Origin of the sequence: Microcoleus sp. bin48.metabat.b7b8b9.023, assembly GCF_013299185.1 — a bacterium.
GTDB lineage: Bacteria > Cyanobacteriota > Cyanobacteriia > Cyanobacteriales > Microcoleaceae > Microcoleus.
Map to the genome: position 1 here is coordinate 213,034 of NZ_JAAFKG010000002.1, position 17,527 is coordinate 230,560.

The following is a 17,527-nucleotide window of genomic DNA, read 5'->3' on the forward strand; positions in this document are numbered from 1 at the left end:
AGCGACTGTGACTGAAAAAAATACCGCCCAATGGGATGCTGGGAGATTTGTCAAAACCTTGGCTTATTTCGGGGTGATTCCCTTCATTGGCAGCATTAGCTGGCTGCAACAATTGTTCGGAAGCAGCAGCAACAGTAAAAAAGACAAGCCCAAACTCGTACTGGTAGCCGGTGCCACAGGCGGCGTCGGGAAGCGAGTTGTCAAGCGGCTGCAACAGCGAGGATATCAAGTCCGCTGTCTCGTGAGAGATACCAAAAGAGCAACCGAAATTCTTGGCAAAAATGTCGAATTAGTCGAGGGAGATATCACTATCGCCGAGACGCTGACACCGCGCGTCACTGAGGGCGTAGAAGCAGTCATCTGCTGCACGGGCACCAAAGTTCAACCTGTAGAAGGAGACACGCCAACTAGGGAAAAATACTATCAAGGCATCAAGTTTTATATGCCGGAAGTTGTGGATGTTCCCGAAATAGTCGAATACAAAGGCCTGAATAATTTAGTGCAAGCTGTTCGCAGCCAGCTAATTAAATCAGGCGAAAAAGTCATTTTTGATTTCACAAAACCTACCCAAGATTTAAAGGAAACTTGGGGCGCCCTCGACGATGTTGTGATGGGCGGGACTAGCGAAAGTTCGATCGTACTTACAGACAGTACAGCTATATTCACGGGCAATGTTTCCACTGCCAACTCGGGCGGCTTTGCTTCTGTCCGCACCCGCAACTTCGATCCTCCGGTCAATCTCGCAGGGTTTAGCGGTCTCCTGCTCCGGGTCAAAGGGGATGGTAAGCGCTACAAGTTGATCGTGCGTAGCGAGGCTAAATGGGATGGTATCGGCTATTGCTATTCGTTCGATACTGTGTACAATACCTGGATTACGATCGTAGTTCCCTTCGATAAGTTGATTCCAGTATTCCGCGCCAAGACGGTTAAGGAGGGCGCGAAATTCGACCCAACCAGTATTTATTCTTTTCAGTTAATGCTGAGCAAGTTTGAATACGACGGTGCGCTGAATCCGAAATTTACACCGGGTGTTTTTCAACTGGAATTAGAATCTATTAAAGCTGATGGCGGCCAGACTTTGCCGCGATTTGTGATGGTGAGTTCGGCGGGAGTTACTCGCCCGGGCCGCCCGGGACTTATTTTGGAAGATGAACCGCCGGCTGTCAGAATGAATGATATGCTGGGGGGAATTTTGACTTGGAAGTTGAAAGGGGAGGATTGCGTGCGATCGAGCGGCATACCTTATACTGTTGTTAGACCTTGCGCTTTGACTGAAGAACCTGGGGGCAAAGCTTTGATCTTCGAGCAAGGAGATAATATTCGGGGCAAAGTTAGCCGGGAAGATATTGCGGAATTGTGCGTGCAAGCTTTGGAACAACCGCAGGCTTGTAAGGTTACTTTTGAGGTGAAAGAGGGGGAAAATGGCAGTTCTCCCGGAGAGTGGCAGGCTTTGTTTTCTGGGGTTAAATAACTCTTATGGAATAAGATTAAACGAACCGCGAAGACGCAAAGTACACGAAGGAAGAGGAAGAAGATGCAGTTCTTGCTTCGCGCTCTTCGCGTCTTCGCGGTTTAATCGTTCCGCTGCCACTGGATTTGGGATGATGAGTAAAATAATAACTAATAACTAATAACCAATAACTAATTTATGCCTTTGAATTTTTTCCGCCGCTATTCAACGCCTTATTTGTTTTTGTTTCCGGCTTTGTTTGTTTTGACTTTGACTGTTTTGTGGCCTGCTTTACAAGCTTTTTATTTGAGTTTTACGAGTTACGAATACGATTTAACTCAAATGCCGCAGTGGGTGGGTTTGAAGAATTTTGAGCGGTTGTGGGGCGATCGCACTTTTTGGCAAACTTTGACCAATACGCTGCTGTATCTCATCTGTGTTGTGCCTGTATTGGTTGTTCTACCGTTGGGAATGGCGATTTTGTGCAATCAAAAGCTGCGGGGGATGAACTGGTTCCGCGCCGCATATTACACGCCGGCGGTGATTTCGATGGTTGTGGCGGGGATTGCTTGGAAGTGGCTGTTTGCTGAGACGGGATTGCTAAATCAGTTGGGGGAAGTATTGGGTTTGCCTCCGGTTTCTTGGCTGGCAAATCCGAAGGTGGCAATTTTTAGCGTGATGGCAGTTACTGTCTGGAAAGGCTTAGGTTATTACATGGTAATTTATTTGGCTGGACTGCAATCAATCCCGGGAGAACTTTATGAAGCGGCGGCAATTGATGGTTCGGAAGGTTTGCGGAAACACTGGGATATTACTGTGCCGCTGATGAAGCCTTATTTGGTTTTGGTGGCGGTGATTTCGGCGATTTCTGCTACTAAGGTTTTTGAAGAAGTTTATATTATGACTCAGGGCGGCCCTCGCAATAGTTCTAAGACTGTTGTTTATTATCTTTACGAACGGGCTTTTAAGGATTTGGAAATTGGTTATGCTTGTACCATCGCCCTAGTTTTGTTTTTGCTGATTTTGGGTTTGTCGGTTTTGCAAGTTAGCCTTCAGGGTTTGACTCGCAATGATTAGTTGACGTTGACAGTTGACAGTTGACAGTTGACATTTGACAGTTGACATTTGTAGGGGCGGTGGATGGTGCGTGCCCGCCCTCTTCTTTGACATTTGACAGAAAAAAGAGAGAAGGAGATTAACGCTCTTTTGTCACTCCAGAAAAATAAAAATTGCAGCCAACTGATGAAACTTATACTCAATGGGCAATCTGGCGATCGCAAACTGATAGGAACCCATACCTCAAGCTCAAAAGGGGAAAGTCTCTCGGTGTAAAAGTTCCAGGTTTTTATATGACGAGAGTGACGAAAGAGCGTTAAGAAGGCTGTTAAAACCCTTGGCGCGGAAAATGTTATATAAAACACAATTTAATCAGTAACAATACGTATTAATCAGTAAGAATACGTAAGTGCGATCGCCTTAAAGATTAAGCCAAATAGCCAATGCCAAAGCTGTGACCTCTGCACTAACGTTGATTATGCCTCGGAATTTGTTTCACCGAATAGCAGCGGTTTGAAGCCCCTGCCTTCAGGCAGATTGTGATAAGAACGGAGTTTAAATCTCGGTTCTTATCACTTCGCTGTCAACTGTCAACTGTCAACTGTCAACTGTTTCACGCAACCTGTGCCATCACCCCTCTAACACGGGCGATCGACTTCCGCCCACAGCACAACTCGTGCAAATTTGCAGTCAACCCTTTAAATTCAAATTGATTAAACTATGATTTTACTAACAGGCTATCAAATCACGGAACAAATTTATTCTGGTATCAATACTGCGATCTATCGGGGAATCTGGGAACAAGAAAACCTACCAGTCATAGTCAAAACCCTGAAAAGCGAGTATCCAACTCTCGAAGAGATTACTCGCTTGAGACACGAATATAAAATCCGAAAAAATCTAAGAAATATAGAAACTATTGTTAATTCATACCGCCTAGAAACGAATCAAAATAGTGTAGCACTCACATTAGAAGACTTTGGTGGCTTGGCTTTGTCAAAACTTCTAACTACTCAAAAAATTAAATTAAAACATTTTCTCGAAATAGCCGTGCAGCTAGCTCAAAGTTTGGGTGAAATTCATCAAAATCAAATAATTCACAAAGATATTAAACCGCACAATATCATTATCCATCCCGAAACCTATCAGGTCAAAATTACTGACTTCAGCATCTCCTCGCGCTTGGTTAGAGAAAACGCAAGTCCCAGCTATCCCAATTTGCTCGAAGGTACGTTAGCTTATATTTCGCCGGAACAAACTGGTAGAATGAATCGGGCGATCGACTATCGCAGCGATTTTTACTCGTTAGGTGTCACTTTTTACGAGATGCTGACTGGTGAATTGCCGTTTAGTGCGATCGACCCTTTGGAATTAGTTCACTGTCACATCGCTAGAATCGCCCCCACGCCCCGCAGTTTGAAGCCGGAAATTCCCGAGGCAATTTCTGGAATTGTGATGAAGTTGTTGGAGAAGACGGCGGAAGACAGGTATCAAAGTGCCGACGGGCTGAGGTTTGACCTCGAAACTTGTCTCGCACAACTCCAAGCTAGCGGCAATATATCTGATTTTACTGCCGGAAATGCCGATCGGGCAGGTCAACTCCTCATCCCCCAAAAACTATACGGTAGAGAAGCCGAAGTCGCCGCTTTGCTAGCCGCTTTTGAGCGAGTTAGCGGTGTAGAACCCCCCCAACCCCCCCTTACCAAGGGGGGGCTTTCGGAGCGAATTCCCCTTGGTAAGGGGGGGCTTTCGGAGAGAATTCCCCTTGGTAATGGAGGGCTTTTGGAACTTTCCCAAAGCACCGGAGAACCCCCCCAACCCCCCCTTGGTAAGGGGGGGCTTTCGGAGCTTTCTGGGCTTTCTTCACCCCCCTTAGCAAGGGGGGCCGGGGGGGTCGAATTAATCCTGGTTTCTGGTTACTCAGGTATCGGCAAATCCTGCTTAGTAAACGAAGTTCAAAAACCCATAGTTCGGCAGCGCGGCTATTTTATTGGCGGCAAATTTGACCAGTTTAAGCGCAACATTCCCTACGCTTCCGTGATTCAAGCATTCCAATCATTGATTCGGCAGTTGCTAACAGAAAGTGACGCATCTATCCAGACTTGGAAACAAAAACTGCTAGCCGCTATGGGAGTTAACGGGCAAGTTGTTGCAGACGTGATTCCCGAAGTCGAACTAATTATCGGGAAACAGCCGGAAGTCCCGGAATTGGGGCCGACAGAATCACAAAACCGATTTAATCGAGTGTTTAAACAATTCATTAGCGTGTTTACTGCAAAAGAACACCCGCTAGTAGTTTTTCTCGACGATTTGCAGTGGGCTGATTCGGCATCGCTGAAATTAATTGAACTGCTGGTGACAGATTCAGACAGCAAATATTTGTTGCTAATTGGAGCCTATAGAGATAACGAAGTCAGCCCTACTCATCCGTTGATTCAAACCATCGAAAATATCCAAAAAGCAGGGGCAGGAATACCCGAAAGAGTTAGCAATATTGTTCTCGCTCGTTTAGAGTTTAGTCATGTTCAACTCTTAATATCCGAAACTTTGAAAAGCGGAATTTCGGAAAACATTCAACTTTTCGCCGAGCTACTTTTCAACAAAACCCAAGGCAATCCCTTCTTTCTAACTCAGTTACTCAGAACTCTTTATCAAGAAAATCTGTTAGCTTACGATTTTCCATCCAGTACGTGGCAGTGGGATCTCGGACACATCCAAGCCATTGGGATTACTGACTGCAATGTCGTAGAGTTAATCGCTCGCAATATTCGGAAGTTGCCTGTCTCGGCGCAGTCAGCATTAAAATTAGCTGCTTGTATTGGCAACCAGTTTAATTTAGAAGTGCTGGCAATTGTCAGCGAAAAATCTCAGAAGGAAACAGCATTAAACATCTGGGATGCGCTTCAGGCAGGTTTGATTTTGCCGCTGAGCAACGATTACAAAATTCCGCTGGTTTTTGAAGGATTAGAAACAGGGCTGGCTGGGCTGCAAGATGTGAAGGTTGATTATAAGTTTTTGCACGACAGAGTGCAGCAAGCAGCTTATTCTTTGATTCCCGATAACGAGAAACAAGAGACTCACTTAAAAATAGGTCAATTGCTGCTACAAAATACCGTTCCAGAAGCACGGAAAGACAATATTTTTGCACTGGTAAATCAACTGAATTTCGGAATCGATTTACTGACTTCGGAACCGGAAAGATGCGAGTTAGCGGAACTCAATCTGATTGCCGGTCAAAAAGCTAAAGCTGCAATGGCTTATGAGTCGGCAGTAAAGTATTTGAATATCGGTTTGGGGCTGCTGGGAGAAAATAGCTGGCAGAGCCAGTACCAACTGACACTCAATCTGCATACAGAGGCGGCAGAAGCAGAGTATCTCAATACTAATTTTGAGGGTGCAGAAACCCTGATTGATGCCATCTTGGAACAAGCTATAAATATACTAGATAGAGTAAAAGCATACGATTTAAAAATCCAGATGTATATAGCTAAAACCCAAGGACTAAAAGCTATAGACGCTGGGTTGCAAGCTTTGGAAATGATGGGAATTTCTCGCTCGCATATTTTGGAATGTGGGCGTCTGGAAGTACAACTGCCACAACTGGAAGAAGTAGATACTTTGCCACAAATGACAGACCCGGAACAACTGGCTGCTATGCGATTTCTAGTGTCTATTACTTCTGCGGCATTGATTAATAAGCCAGAAATTTTATTGCCGATTATCTTGACTCAAATCAATCTCTGCATGACACAAGGTTATTCACCACTTTCTGCTTCTTCATATACTTGGTACGGTATGGTTTTGTGTGGGGGCATGGCAGAGATCAAAAAAGGATATCATGCTGGGGAACTGTCTGTAGAACTCTTCAAAAAGTATGGTGTCAATTCAATTAAATGCCAAGTTTTTAATATGTTTAATGCTTTTGTTAAGCCTTGGAAAAAGCATCTGAGAGAAACTCTGGCTAGTTTGCAGGAAGGGTTTCAAAGTGGCCTGGAAGTTGGAGATTTGATTTATGCTGGATATTGCGCTTTGAATTATTGCACTTCTTTGATTTTTATAGGAGAAGAACTCGATGGTTTAGAACAGAAACAAGGGCACTATATTAATTTATTCACTCAATTTAAAAGCGAATATATTACCTCCAATTTCAGTATATGGAGACAGATGAATTTAAATTTACGGGGTTTATCGGCAGATAAGTATCGCTTGGTTGGGGCAAGCTTTGATGAAGAGATGATGCTCCCGCAGTGGCTGGTGGTTAAAAATGGTTGGTTGGTGTTTAATGTCTATTTGGCTAAATCGATGATTTTATATTTATTTAAAGACTTTAATAGTGCTATTAATAGCGCTGCTTTGGGTGCAAAATACCTGCAATCGGTGGGCGGGTGGATGCCTATTGCTGCTCACAATTTTTACTATTCGCTGGCTTTATTAGCTGTATATCCAACTGCGGATACTGAACAACAAGCAGAATATTTGGAACAGGTGGAAGCAAATCAGAAAAAAATGCAGCATTGGGCTTTCCACGCACCGATGAATTACCTGCACAAATATGAGTTGGTTGAGGCTGAGAAAGCGCGGGTGTTGGGAGAAAAAGACCGGGCGATCGCATTTTACGATCGCGCAATCCAACATTCCCGCGAACAGGGATACATTCAGGAAGAGGCTTTGGCGAATGAATTAGCTGCTGAGTTTTACCTGTTTGCGGGGCGCCAGAAGGTGGCTAAGGTTTACATGACGGATGCTTACTACGGTTACATCCGTTGGGGCGCGAATGCGAAAGTTGCAGATTTGGAGGAACGCTATCCGCAGTTGATTGTACGGATGCCGGAAAGTGATAGTCTCACAATTAGCGATCGCCCGACTGTGACTGCAACTTCTGCAACGGTTACTGAGACTCACAAAGCTTTGGATTTCGCTACTGTGATGAAAGCATCTCTGGCTATCTCCGGCGAAATTGTCCTCGATGCTTTGCTGGACAAATTGATGCGGATTTTGTTGGAAAATGCGGGGGCCCAAACTGGGTGTCTGATTGCACCCAAAAATGGTGAATTTGTCGTTGAAGCTGCGGGAGAGGTTGGCGGCGATGTGCAGGTACTCTCAGGCGCCGGCTTGGATTGTGCGTATCCTCGATCGCTAATCAATTTTGTCGATCGCACCCAGCAAGATATCGTCTTAAATGACGCCACCAGCGACGCTATTTTCCACAATGACCCCTACATCGTCGATCGCCAGCCAAAATCGGTGTTATGCGCGGCGATCGTCTATCAAGGCAAATTAACCGCTATCCTGTATTTGGAAAATAACTTGACAACCGGGGCTTTTACAGGCGATCGCTTGGAAGTATTGAAGCTGCTTTCTTCCCAAGCTGCGATCGCCCTCGAAAATGCCCGCCTTTACACAAACTTAGAAACTGCCAACAAACAACTCGCAGAATACAACTTTACCCTAGAAGCAAAAGTAAAAGAACGCACCCAAGAATTACACCAAAAAAACTCGCTACTTTCCCAAGAAATTAAAGAACGCCAAAAAGCCGAAGCCGTCGCCCGAGATGCCAGCCACGCCAAAAGCGAATTTTTAGCTAACATGAGCCACGAATTGCGAACACCCCTCAACGGCATTTTAGGTTACACCCAAATCTTTAAGCGCGACAAACATTTGACCTCGCAACAACAGAATGGAATTGGCGTTATTCACCGCTGTGGCGAACACTTGCTCGCTTTGATAGAGGATATTTTAGACCTTTCTAAAATCGAGGCAAGGAGAATGGAACTCGTGCCAACAGAGTTTGATTTTCCCGATTTCATTCAAGGCATTAACGCTATTTGTAGCATTCGGGCAAGTCAAAAAAACATAGCTTTTAATTGCGAATATCTTTCGTATCTCCCCAGTGCAATCTCGGCAGATGAAAAGAAGTTGCGCCAAATATTGATTAATTTAATTGGTAATGCTGTTAAGTTTACTGAAAGGGGTGGGGTAACATTTAAGGTTTCAGTAGTGAATTGTGCAACCGATGAAAATAGGACTGAAGTCCTCACTACGAAGGTGAGGATTCGGTTTCAGGTTGAAGATACGGGAATTGGGATTGCTGCTGATGAATTGCCAAAGATATTTACACCTTTTGAACAGGTAGGCAATACCCGCCGCCATACCGAAGGAACCGGATTGGGATTAGCAATCAGCCGGGAATTAGTCGAGATTATGGGCAGCGAATTACAAGTAGAAAGCACTTTAGGCAGAGGTAGCATTTTCTGGTTTGAGTTAGATTTGCTAGCAGTTGATAGCCCAGAAATCAATAAAAAGTATTCCCAAAAACTTATCAAAGGTTTCAATGGTACTAACAAAAAACTTCTGGTGGTTGACGATCAGTGGGAAAATCGCTCGGTTTTAATTCACCTGCTAGAACCGTTGGGTTTTGAAATAATTGAGGCTACAGACGGTCAAGATTGTTTGAATAAAGCCCTGGAATTTCAACCGGATTGTATCTTGATTGATTTGGTAATGCCGGTGATGGACGGATTTGAAGCGATGCGGCAAATTCGCAAGTTGCCGCTCTTTAAAAATGTGGTTGCGATCGGCACTTCTGCTAGCATTATGGAAGTGGAAAAGCAGGGAAGTTTAGCAGCAGGATGCAATGCTTTTCTCCCCAAGCCGATCCGGGCTGACGAACTTTTAAATTGTTTGCAAGTTCATTTAGGGTTAGAATGGATTTATGAGAATTTGGAAGACGAAAATTATGAATCTGAAGATTCCGACAACCAATCTAAAATTCCAGATGAAAAAATTATCCCTCCTCCGGCAGAGGAAATAGCTGTACTTTTTGAATTAGCAATGATGGGTGACTTAGGAGGAATTCAAAAACAAGCAGAAAAATTGGCCAAAACGGATGCAAGATATGTCTCTTTTGCCAGCCATCTGAATCAATTAGCTAAAAATTTTGAAGAAGCAAAGATTTTAGAATTCGTAGAACAATATAGGAAGCATTGAAAGCATGAGCATCTTACCTTGGGAAGAGAGCGTTATCTTGATCGTCGATGATAACCAAAATAATTTGGCAGTGCTGTTTGATTTTTTGACGGAATCGGGGTTTAAAGTGTTGGTGGCAAGGACGGGAGAGAGCGCCATCAAAAAAGCTGAATACTCGCTGCCAGATTTGATATTGCTGGACGTATTAATGCCGGGAATTGATGGGTTTGAAACTTGCCGGCTTTTGAAGGCTGGCGATTTGACAAAGGAGATTCCGGTGATTTTCATGACAGCGCTGGATGAGACGGAAGATAAGGTAAAAGGATTTAGTTTGGGGGCTGTTGATTACGTTACTAAGCCGATTCAAAATCAAGAAGTTTTAGCTCGGGCTAAAGCGCATTTGAGCATCCGCAAGCTGACTCAAAAACTTCAGGAGCAAAATGCCCAGATGCAGCGTGAAATTGTCGATCGCAAACAAGCTCAAATTAACCTGGAACAACTGGCTGCCGAGTTGGAAAAACGGGTAGAGTCGCGCACTGTGGAACTTTCTGTAGCCAACGAGCGGCTACAGGAAGAGGTGAACCAGAGACAGCAAACACAGGAGAATTTACAGCAGTCCCTGCACAAGCTCCAGCACGCCCAGTCGTTGTTAATTCAGAGCGAAAAAATGTCGGCTTTGGGGCAAATGGTGGCGGGAATTGCTCACGAAATTAACAATCCGGTAAATTTTATCTGCGGCAATCTCAATTACGTTCGCGATTATACTGAAGATTTGCTCAAGGTACTCAATCTTTACCAGCAGCACTATCCCGAGCCCGCAGCGGAAATAACATCAACAGCAGAAGCGGTAGAGATTGAATTCATCAAGGATGATTTGCTGAAAATGCTAGACTCGATGCGGCTAGGTGGCGATCGCATTCGGGATATAATTCTATCTCTGCGGTATTTTTCGCGGCAAGAAGGGCGAGAAATGGAGCTGATTGATATTCATCAAGGTATTGACAGCACGCTGATGATTTTGCAAAATCGGCTGAAATTTAAGGCGAACCGTCCCGCGATTCAGGTGATTAAGGAGTACGATCCCAATTTAAAAAATGTAGAGTGCTGCGGCGGGGAGATCAATCAGGTATTTATGAATATTTTAGCTAATGCCATCGATGCGATAGAAGAATCATGCGCTGAAAAAACAATGGAAGAAATTAAAATAAATCCCTACCAGATTCGGATTTGTACGAAAGTCCACAACCCGAACACGGCAATTATTAAAATTGCTGACAGCGGGCCGGGAATCAGCGAGGATTTGTGCGATCGTATTTTTGACCCGTTTTTTACAACAAAGCCTGTGGGAAAAGGTACGGGAATTGGCCTGTCAATTAGCTGGCACATTGTCACAGAAAAGCACGGTGGCAGTTTGCGGTGTTGTTCGACACCAGGCCAAGGAACCGAATTTGCGATCGAGCTTCCAATCAGACAAAAAGTGCGAGAAATGGCGCTCTCAGGTTCCAAAACAGGAGGCGGCGGTTGAAACCGCTACTACACAAGCAAAGTCCCTCTCTAAGAGACTAAGAAATAAACCTATAAATCCGGTCGTTCCTCATAATCTTCCGCAGAATTCGGGTCTAATTCCCAGCGACTTTCATCTCGGTTGTCGAGCATATCTGCGGTGTGCAAAATAGCTCCATCGGGCATTTCTATTCCCGCAGCGGCGCCGAGTTCATCAACCATATCTTGGTCGGGAGTTGGAGCGCTTCCGCCTACCAATTTCTCACCAGTGGCGCTTTCTTGTTCCGCAGCAGCAATATCACCATCCCCACCACGAATCTGAGAATTGGTTGAAGTATATTCAGAACTGCTATCGTCCAGAGTTGTGATTCCGTCTTCGCTCAATCCCGGCTCAGTGATAACGCCGGTGCCGTAAGATTCGGTAATTTCTTGAGGCAAATCGCCCGAATTATTGCGTTCTTCTCTTGTTTTCTTAGATGGTTGCTTTGGTTGTGCCACGATACTTGCTCCTGAGTCTTTTTCACTCAATTCAATTAAATACTTCGTAATTTAACTATTGGCTTTACTTCGATTCTGGTTATCGATTGCCAATGGCTGTAATTAAGTGGCATAATAACTCCTATTTAAGCTTTGAGCTTCTATCCCAGGAAATATATTAATTTCGATCTGCTCTTTCATTAGGAATACGAAAAACATCGCCCTTTTTAAAGGGCGATGTTTTTTGTAAGGAGCAGTAATTCTATTCAGGAAAATCAGGGATTACCCATTTGGGAGGTTCCGTCCGTTTCCTTCTCACCGCTTCCTCTGCCATTTCTAGCATTTTGTCGAGAGAAGTATTTTCAATAAAGCTTGAAGTTGCTTCTGCGTATTCCCGCTTCGGACACTTGTCGCCCAAAACGCAGCCGTTGACGCAAGCTACAGCACAATCGACAGTGTTCTCCACCATAACTCTTTTCCTTTCAGGGTTCCAACAACTAGCAGGCAGACGCTCTGGGTGAATTTGTCAAGAGACTGCCTTCTATGTTCATTTTACTTGACAAACTCGCCTCAAATGTCGATCGCCAGCGCAAAACTGTTATAAAATCAAAGCAACCTACCAAATTTGCCGATTATGAGCAATTTTCTGCGCCGCTTAAAACTTTTCCCCTGGCGAGAAATGCTGCAAATTGCCGCCCTCGTCAACTCCATCGTGATTGGACTGGAACTATTTTTAGCCTGGGGTTTCACGCAATCGCGGGTAATCCGCAACATCCTGACACTTCTCTACGGCTCCTCCCTCGGAATATTGATACCTTTTGTTACAGCCGTGGGAATGGGAGCTTTAGCAGTGTACTTTTTGGAGTATTGGCAGCAGCAATTTTTGCTCAACCGGACTAATTTGTGGGTTTTAGTTTTGTGCGTAATCTTGGGTTTGGTATTAAAGTCATTCCTGCCCATACCTGCTTTTTTAGCAAGTTTATCGGAAGCTGCGCTAATAGGCATTACCGTGGGAGTTTTTTGGAAGGGCCGGCCTTATTGGCGATAGTCAGTTGACAGTTGACAGTTGTCATTGGGCATTGGGCATTGGGCATTGGTTATTGTAGGATGCGTATTTTTTGGGTTGAGTTGTACATTTGTGATTGTAGGGTGCGTCAGGGTTGAATGTCTTGAGTATAAATTAATAATTTTTGCCCTGACGCACCCGACGATTAGTTACTGTAAATGCAAAACTGAGATTCTCCCTTCTTCTTCCTTCTTCCCTCTTCCGACTTCGATGTGACTTCCATCCGTTACATCCGTTACATCCGTTACATCCGTTACATCCGTTACTTGCATCCGTTGCCGAACTTCCTTCTAATTATGGCAGCCAAAAATCGGGAATAACAGCTTTAGTCAAACTGCGAGCAAACTGATTAATCTGTCTGCCGATTTGAATGTGTGGTTCGTCAGCCTCCACCGGAATAATTGTCGCTTTCTTGCCGATTCCGAAACGCGAAACTACCAAATTTGCAGCCTCCAAACCAGTAACATAAGCCTTTTCCTGCGACCAAGAACCGTGACGGGTCACAACCCAATCGCCGCTCATAAATACATTATCATAACTTGTGACGGCAGGCAACAAATACTGATAACTTCCCGGTGCAAAATGCGTCACCGCCCGCGATAAACGAATCGCGCTGCTGTCGATTACTTTAGCCTCCCGAAAAGCCGGAATACAAGTCGCCAAATCCCGCCGAACAAGAGCAACAATTTCCTCATCTTTCAGGGGAATTAATTGATTGGCATGATAAAAATCAGCTTCCACAACTGTTCCCGGTTCGGAGCGGAATTCGTCGTGCAAAGCATTCAAATCAAAAAACGTCCATCCCGTAGTCGAACTAAATCCAAAACAGGCATTTGAAGGCAGCGGAATATCAATTTTTCTGTCAAACCACAGGCGGACAGCTAACACGTCAACAGCGCCCAAATTCATCACGTCCCGAAACTCTTGGCGGCTTTGCAAAGCGGGGCTACTGCTGATAATTTTTTGCATTCCCGTGACGCCAACTGCAAAAATAACTGCATCTGCATCGAAGGTTTCGTCGCCGCATACAACTGCCTTGGCTTGATTGTTGCTGTCAACTATGACATCAGTAACTCGCCGTTTTGTCAATACTTTGGCGCCGATTTTTTCTAGGCGTTCTACCCACGGACGAAAGATTTTTTCTCCGACAGTGCCGCGACACCAAACTACGTCAAAATCTGCTTGGTGTGCTAAAATGAAATAATACAACATTCCCAAAGCTGCGGCAGCAGAACATTGTTCTCCGGGCGCAAATAAACCTACTAATAACATCGGCTCAAAAGCATCGCGGTACAGCCTTGCAGATACGCCAAACTGTTTGAACAATTCGCGGGCTGTAACGCGATCGTACCGCTGCCAAGCTTCGTCGGAGTTGTCGAAATCTAGGACGGCGTAGAGTAATGGTAAGGCTGAAAGCCGATCGACTAATGGCAGTCTTTTAAATCGCGTGTACAGGAATGTTCCTAACGGTGTGGGAAGTCTGGGTTCGTCCTGGAAAATGGGAGATTCAACTTCCAATCCGGCGGGGGAATACTGACAAGAACGAGTCCAAGGCGTGAAGGGATCGAGTCCTAATTCCTTGACTAATGAAAAGATATTTTTGTAAGGATACCAGAAGCCGTGAATGCCTGCTTCTACGGAACGCCCGCCTGCGGTTTTCCACCCCGCAACTAAGCCTCCTGGCTGAGGCCCTGCTTCTAACAAAGTTACGTCATAGCCTTGTTGGGCTAGGTGATAGGTGGCGCCTAAACCGGCCCATCCGGCGCCGACTACGACTATTTTTCGGGTTGGCGATTCTGCTGACATTGCGTACCTCTTGATTCTTTATTTATGATGACATAATTGATAAAATAAAGCGAGATATAACCTTTCTCAGAAAGATGAGGTACTCATGGGAATTGGGAATTGGGCATTGGGCATTGGGAATTGGGCATTGGGCATTGGGCATTGGGCATTGGGCATTGGGGATACCTCACTTTTTTGAGAACCGCTATATAGCTTCACTAATTTAGATGAGGTCTGTCTGGTAATCGGGAATTGGTCGCGCTTGACTAAGCTCATTTTATAAGCGCCATATGAACTCGATTATCAGAAGGTTAAACGAGGTTTTTTTTGCCAGAAATAATTGGTTGAAAGCCTCTTGCTTTGAGGGAGAAATTAAAAGCAGACTATTCATTAATCTAATTCTGTTCCTTCTAGGTAGAGGTCGCTATCAAACTGTCAACTGTCAACTGTCAACTGTCAACTTTTGAGGGCGATAGCTGTTATATTAAAACGTTAAGGTTGGTTTTTTCGGCGAATTAAGATTAGAGTAAAATACACAAACAGAACGGGTTGTCAATATGCAATTGATTAATTATTTGACTGCTGTTTTTGGGGTGATTTGGCAGAATAGCATTTTTCACTGGGCGGCGCTAATTTTGCTGTGCGCGGCTGTTTGGGGCGAGTACACTTCTGTGAAGCAGTACCAGCGTTATGTGGGCGCCAAAAGCCGATCGACTTTTGAGGCTGTCAATTATTTGAGCTCGAAGTTAGAAAAGGGTACCTCAGGGGCGATCGATCTACAGCAACCGGAAACAGCAACAGACTCTTGGAAACTTCTCCTAGACTGGTTTAGCGAACACTTGACGGGGGAAATAACCGCCGATGGTGAGGCTTACAGGGCTCAGGTAAAATCCGGCCGCTTTCTATTATTTCAGTATCCGGCCATTTTAGTGCGATCGGCACCTCGGAGTCAGTGGCGGTTTGTGCCCAGCGTCTTAGTAGCCCTGGGGGTTTTAGGTACATTTTACGGCATTCAAACCGGATTGCAAGATGTTAACTTGGGTTCGCTGGAAGATACCAAACAATTGCTACCCTCGATTAGCACCTTGCTGGAGGGGATGAAAACAGCGTTTTCCACTTCTCTGATGGGTTTGGGTTCATCTAGCGTATTTACGATCGTGTTAGCTTGGGGCGATCGCGCGCGCGTTGCGAATCAATCCAATTTGCGCGCCAAATTAGATAAAATCGCGAAATTACAAACCCCCGAACAACTGTTTTCCCGTGCCAATTCCAGCGGTGGCGATGCTGAAAGTGCGATCGCCCTTGCGATCGAGACAATGAAAACCGGATTTGCTCAAATCGTCGAGGCGCAAAGCAATGTGAACTCCCAGGCGATCGGACAGCAAATCGGTTTAGCAATGACCCCAGTTTTCCAAGATATTCGTCAAGAATTATCCGTACTCCAACAGATTAAAGCAGACCAAGGCGAACAGATATTAAACAACCTACTTTCAGGCCTCCGCACCGAAGTAATTGAACCCGTAGTCGGGCGGTTGGATGAAAGTGCCAAGTCAACTCAAGAAGCATCCGAAGCTGTCAGAGAACTGAAGAACGAATTAGGTGGAATATCTTCTAGTTTAGCACAATCAATCCTGACAATTCAAACTTTCCAGCAAGATACATTAGTACAGTTGCAAGAATTTGCCAACAACTTGCAGCAAATTTTAGGACAGTTTCAAACCGACACCCACAGCGTTTTGCAAGAAATGGCCACCGAAATACGATCGGGAGTTGGAGAAAGCATTGAAGGGATGAAAGCGCAAAGAACAGCCTTTCAAGAAAGCGCCCAAGAAGCCGCCAACACCTTTAGAGGAATCCAAGATAACTTGCAAGCATCTCTCCACACTCAAGCCGAACAAGAAAGAGAAATGCTGCAAGGTGTCGAAACCCGGATGACAAATATTTTAAATGCCACCCACTCCGCCTTTCAAACTCAGTCTGACACTCTCAAAGTAGTAGGCGATGAAGCTTCTGGATTGATGGATAAAGCCCGAGAAAATCTGGTAGGTAGCTTGCAGAATGTTGACTCAATGCTGCAAAACACCCGCGTCACAGTCCAGGAAGAATTAGACAACTTCCGGGTAACGTATCAAGCCTCACTCCAGCAATTTTTTACCCAACAAAACAATTTATTAGAAGGAACATTAGGCAAACAGCAAAAAGGTTTAGCACAGGTTGTACTCGGCTTGCAGAAAGTTTTTCAAGAAGAATCAGAGAAACGCAAATTGATGTCGCAGCAAGTTGACCAAAGCATGAGCCAAATTTTGACAACAGCCGCAGAAGTAAGTCAGTTTGCTAATTCTGTAGGCTTGAATTCCAGCCAGCGTTTGGCACAGTTGCAGGAATTAGCAAAGATAACCGGACAAGAAGTGCTGCGGGTAGAAAGCGTTTATGAAAAAATGGCAAATCAGTTCAATACAGAAGGAGAAAGATTGCAAACTACCTATACAAATTTGGTGAATCAATTAAATGCAGCTTTGGAAGCGGAACAAGAACAAGTGCGGCGGGTTGAGAGTGCCTATCAAAACATGACTAATCAGTTCGATCGCGCGCTGGAGTTGGGCAACAATCAATTAGTTGGATATTTGGAAATAACTACTTCATCGCAGCACAAGTTTTTTGAAGAAGCAGATACTTCGATGGCGAAAGTGTGCAGTGGATTGCAAGAAAGTTCCGACGGTTTGATGCAGGTTGCTCATTATTTAGTGGCGGCGGCTGACAATTTGGGGACGAAGAAATAAGCTATCAACAGTGAGGTTTGTAGTGAGGACTTTAGTCCGCAAAAAGAAGGACTGAAGTCCTGACTACGAACCTCAGATTAAGGTTTGTAGTGAGGACTTTAGTCCGCAAAAAGAAGGACTGAAGTCCTGACTACGAACCTCAGATTAAGGTTTGTAGTGAGGACTTTAGTCCACAAAAAGAAGGACTGAAGTCCTGACTACGAACCTCAGATTAAGGTTTGTAGTGAGGACTTTAGTCCGCAAAAAGAAGGACTGAAGTCCTGACTACAAACCAGGAAGTGAGGTTTGTAGTGAGGACTTTAGTCCGCAAAAAGAAGGACTGAAGTCCTGACTACGAACCTCAGATTAAGGTTTGTAGTGAGGACTTTAGTCCGCAAGAAGAAGGACTGAAGTCCTGACTACGAACCTCAGATTAAGGTTTGTAGTGAGGACTTTAGTCCGCAA

10 protein-coding genes are annotated in these 17,527 nt (G+C 44.7%); 6 read left to right on the forward strand and 4 right to left on the reverse strand.

Annotated features, from left to right (window positions below; translation table 11 throughout):
* The first annotated feature begins 7 nt into the window (after positions 1–7).
* From QZW82_RS02145 to QZW82_RS02160, 4 genes are all read left to right on the forward strand, one after another.
* Positions 8–1,471 (forward strand): CIA30 family protein, encoded by a 1,464-nt coding sequence (locus QZW82_RS02145; protein ID WP_293143819.1) that lies wholly within the window; start codon positions 8–10, stop codon positions 1,469–1,471.
* 177 nt (positions 1,472–1,648) lie between these two features.
* Positions 1,649–2,527, forward strand: coding sequence for a sugar ABC transporter permease (locus tag QZW82_RS02150; protein WP_293143822.1), 879 nt, complete (start codon positions 1,649–1,651; stop codon positions 2,525–2,527).
* 699 nt (positions 2,528–3,226) lie between these two features.
* On the forward strand, positions 3,227–9,493 hold the full coding sequence (locus QZW82_RS02155) for a hybrid sensor histidine kinase/response regulator (protein ID WP_293143825.1): 6,267 nt from the start codon (positions 3,227–3,229) through the stop codon (positions 9,491–9,493).
* Positions 9,494–9,497: 4 nt separating this feature from the next.
* Positions 9,498–10,997 carry a response regulator gene (locus tag QZW82_RS02160; protein ID WP_293143828.1) on the forward strand — a complete coding sequence of 500 codons (1,500 nt, stop codon included), beginning with the start codon at positions 9,498–9,500 and terminating at the stop codon, positions 10,995–10,997.
* 50 nt (positions 10,998–11,047) lie between these two features.
* On the opposite strand, the gene QZW82_RS02165 is transcribed toward QZW82_RS02160, so the two are convergent.
* Both QZW82_RS02165 and QZW82_RS02170 read right to left on the reverse strand, forming a co-directional pair.
* The gene (locus QZW82_RS02165) at positions 11,048–11,473 is read right to left on the reverse strand and encodes a DUF6335 family protein (RefSeq protein ID WP_293143831.1); all 426 of its coding nucleotides are present in this window, start codon (positions 11,471–11,473) and stop codon (positions 11,048–11,050) included.
* A 241-nt stretch (positions 11,474–11,714) separates the two neighbouring features.
* Complete coding sequence (locus QZW82_RS02170; RefSeq protein ID WP_293143836.1) at positions 11,715–11,921, reverse strand: hypothetical protein; 207 nt, start codon at positions 11,919–11,921, stop codon at positions 11,715–11,717.
* Positions 11,922–12,086: 165 nt separating this feature from the next.
* Between QZW82_RS02170 and QZW82_RS02175 the strand changes: the two genes are divergently transcribed.
* Complete coding sequence (locus QZW82_RS02175) at positions 12,087–12,500, forward strand: peptide chain release factor 1 (protein WP_293143839.1); 414 nt, start codon at positions 12,087–12,089, stop codon at positions 12,498–12,500.
* Between the two features lie 167 nt (positions 12,501–12,667).
* On the opposite strand, the gene QZW82_RS02180 is transcribed toward QZW82_RS02175, so the two are convergent.
* Both QZW82_RS02180 and QZW82_RS02185 read right to left on the reverse strand, forming a co-directional pair.
* Positions 12,668–12,790, reverse strand: a complete 123-nt coding sequence (locus tag QZW82_RS02180; protein ID WP_293143842.1) for a hypothetical protein — start codon at positions 12,788–12,790, stop codon at positions 12,668–12,670.
* Positions 12,791–12,812: 22 nt separating this feature from the next.
* Positions 12,813–14,324: an FAD-dependent oxidoreductase gene (locus QZW82_RS02185; protein WP_293143845.1), complete on the reverse strand. Its 1,512-nt coding sequence runs from the start codon at positions 14,322–14,324 to the stop codon at positions 12,813–12,815.
* Positions 14,325–14,860: 536 nt separating this feature from the next.
* On the opposite strand from QZW82_RS02185, the gene QZW82_RS02190 reads away from it, so the two are divergent.
* Positions 14,861–17,083, forward strand: coding sequence for a hypothetical protein (locus tag QZW82_RS02190; RefSeq protein ID WP_293143848.1), 2,223 nt, complete (start codon positions 14,861–14,863; stop codon positions 17,081–17,083).
* Positions 17,084–17,527: the final 444 nt, after the last annotated feature.

What these genes read in the sequence shown, in the direction of transcription:
- QZW82_RS02185 (WP_293143845.1), bottom strand. Translation starts at nt 14,324, where the DNA reads ATGTCAGCAGAATCGCCAACCCGAAAAATAGTCGTAGTCGGCGCCGGA.
- QZW82_RS02160 (WP_293143828.1), top strand. Translation starts at nt 9,498, where the DNA reads ATGAGCATCTTACCTTGGGAAGAGAGCGTTATCTTGATCGTCGATGAT.
- QZW82_RS02150 (WP_293143822.1), top strand. Translation starts at nt 1,649, where the DNA reads ATGCCTTTGAATTTTTTCCGCCGCTATTCAACGCCTTATTTGTTTTTG.
- QZW82_RS02170 (WP_293143836.1), bottom strand. Translation starts at nt 11,921, where the DNA reads ATGGTGGAGAACACTGTCGATTGTGCTGTAGCTTGCGTCAACGGCTGC.
- QZW82_RS02155 (WP_293143825.1), top strand. Translation starts at nt 3,227, where the DNA reads ATGATTTTACTAACAGGCTATCAAATCACGGAACAAATTTATTCTGGT.
- QZW82_RS02190 (WP_293143848.1), top strand. Translation starts at nt 14,861, where the DNA reads ATGCAATTGATTAATTATTTGACTGCTGTTTTTGGGGTGATTTGGCAG.
- QZW82_RS02175 (WP_293143839.1), top strand. Translation starts at nt 12,087, where the DNA reads ATGAGCAATTTTCTGCGCCGCTTAAAACTTTTCCCCTGGCGAGAAATG.
- QZW82_RS02180 (WP_293143842.1), bottom strand. Translation starts at nt 12,790, where the DNA reads ATGCAAGTAACGGATGTAACGGATGTAACGGATGTAACGGATGTAACG.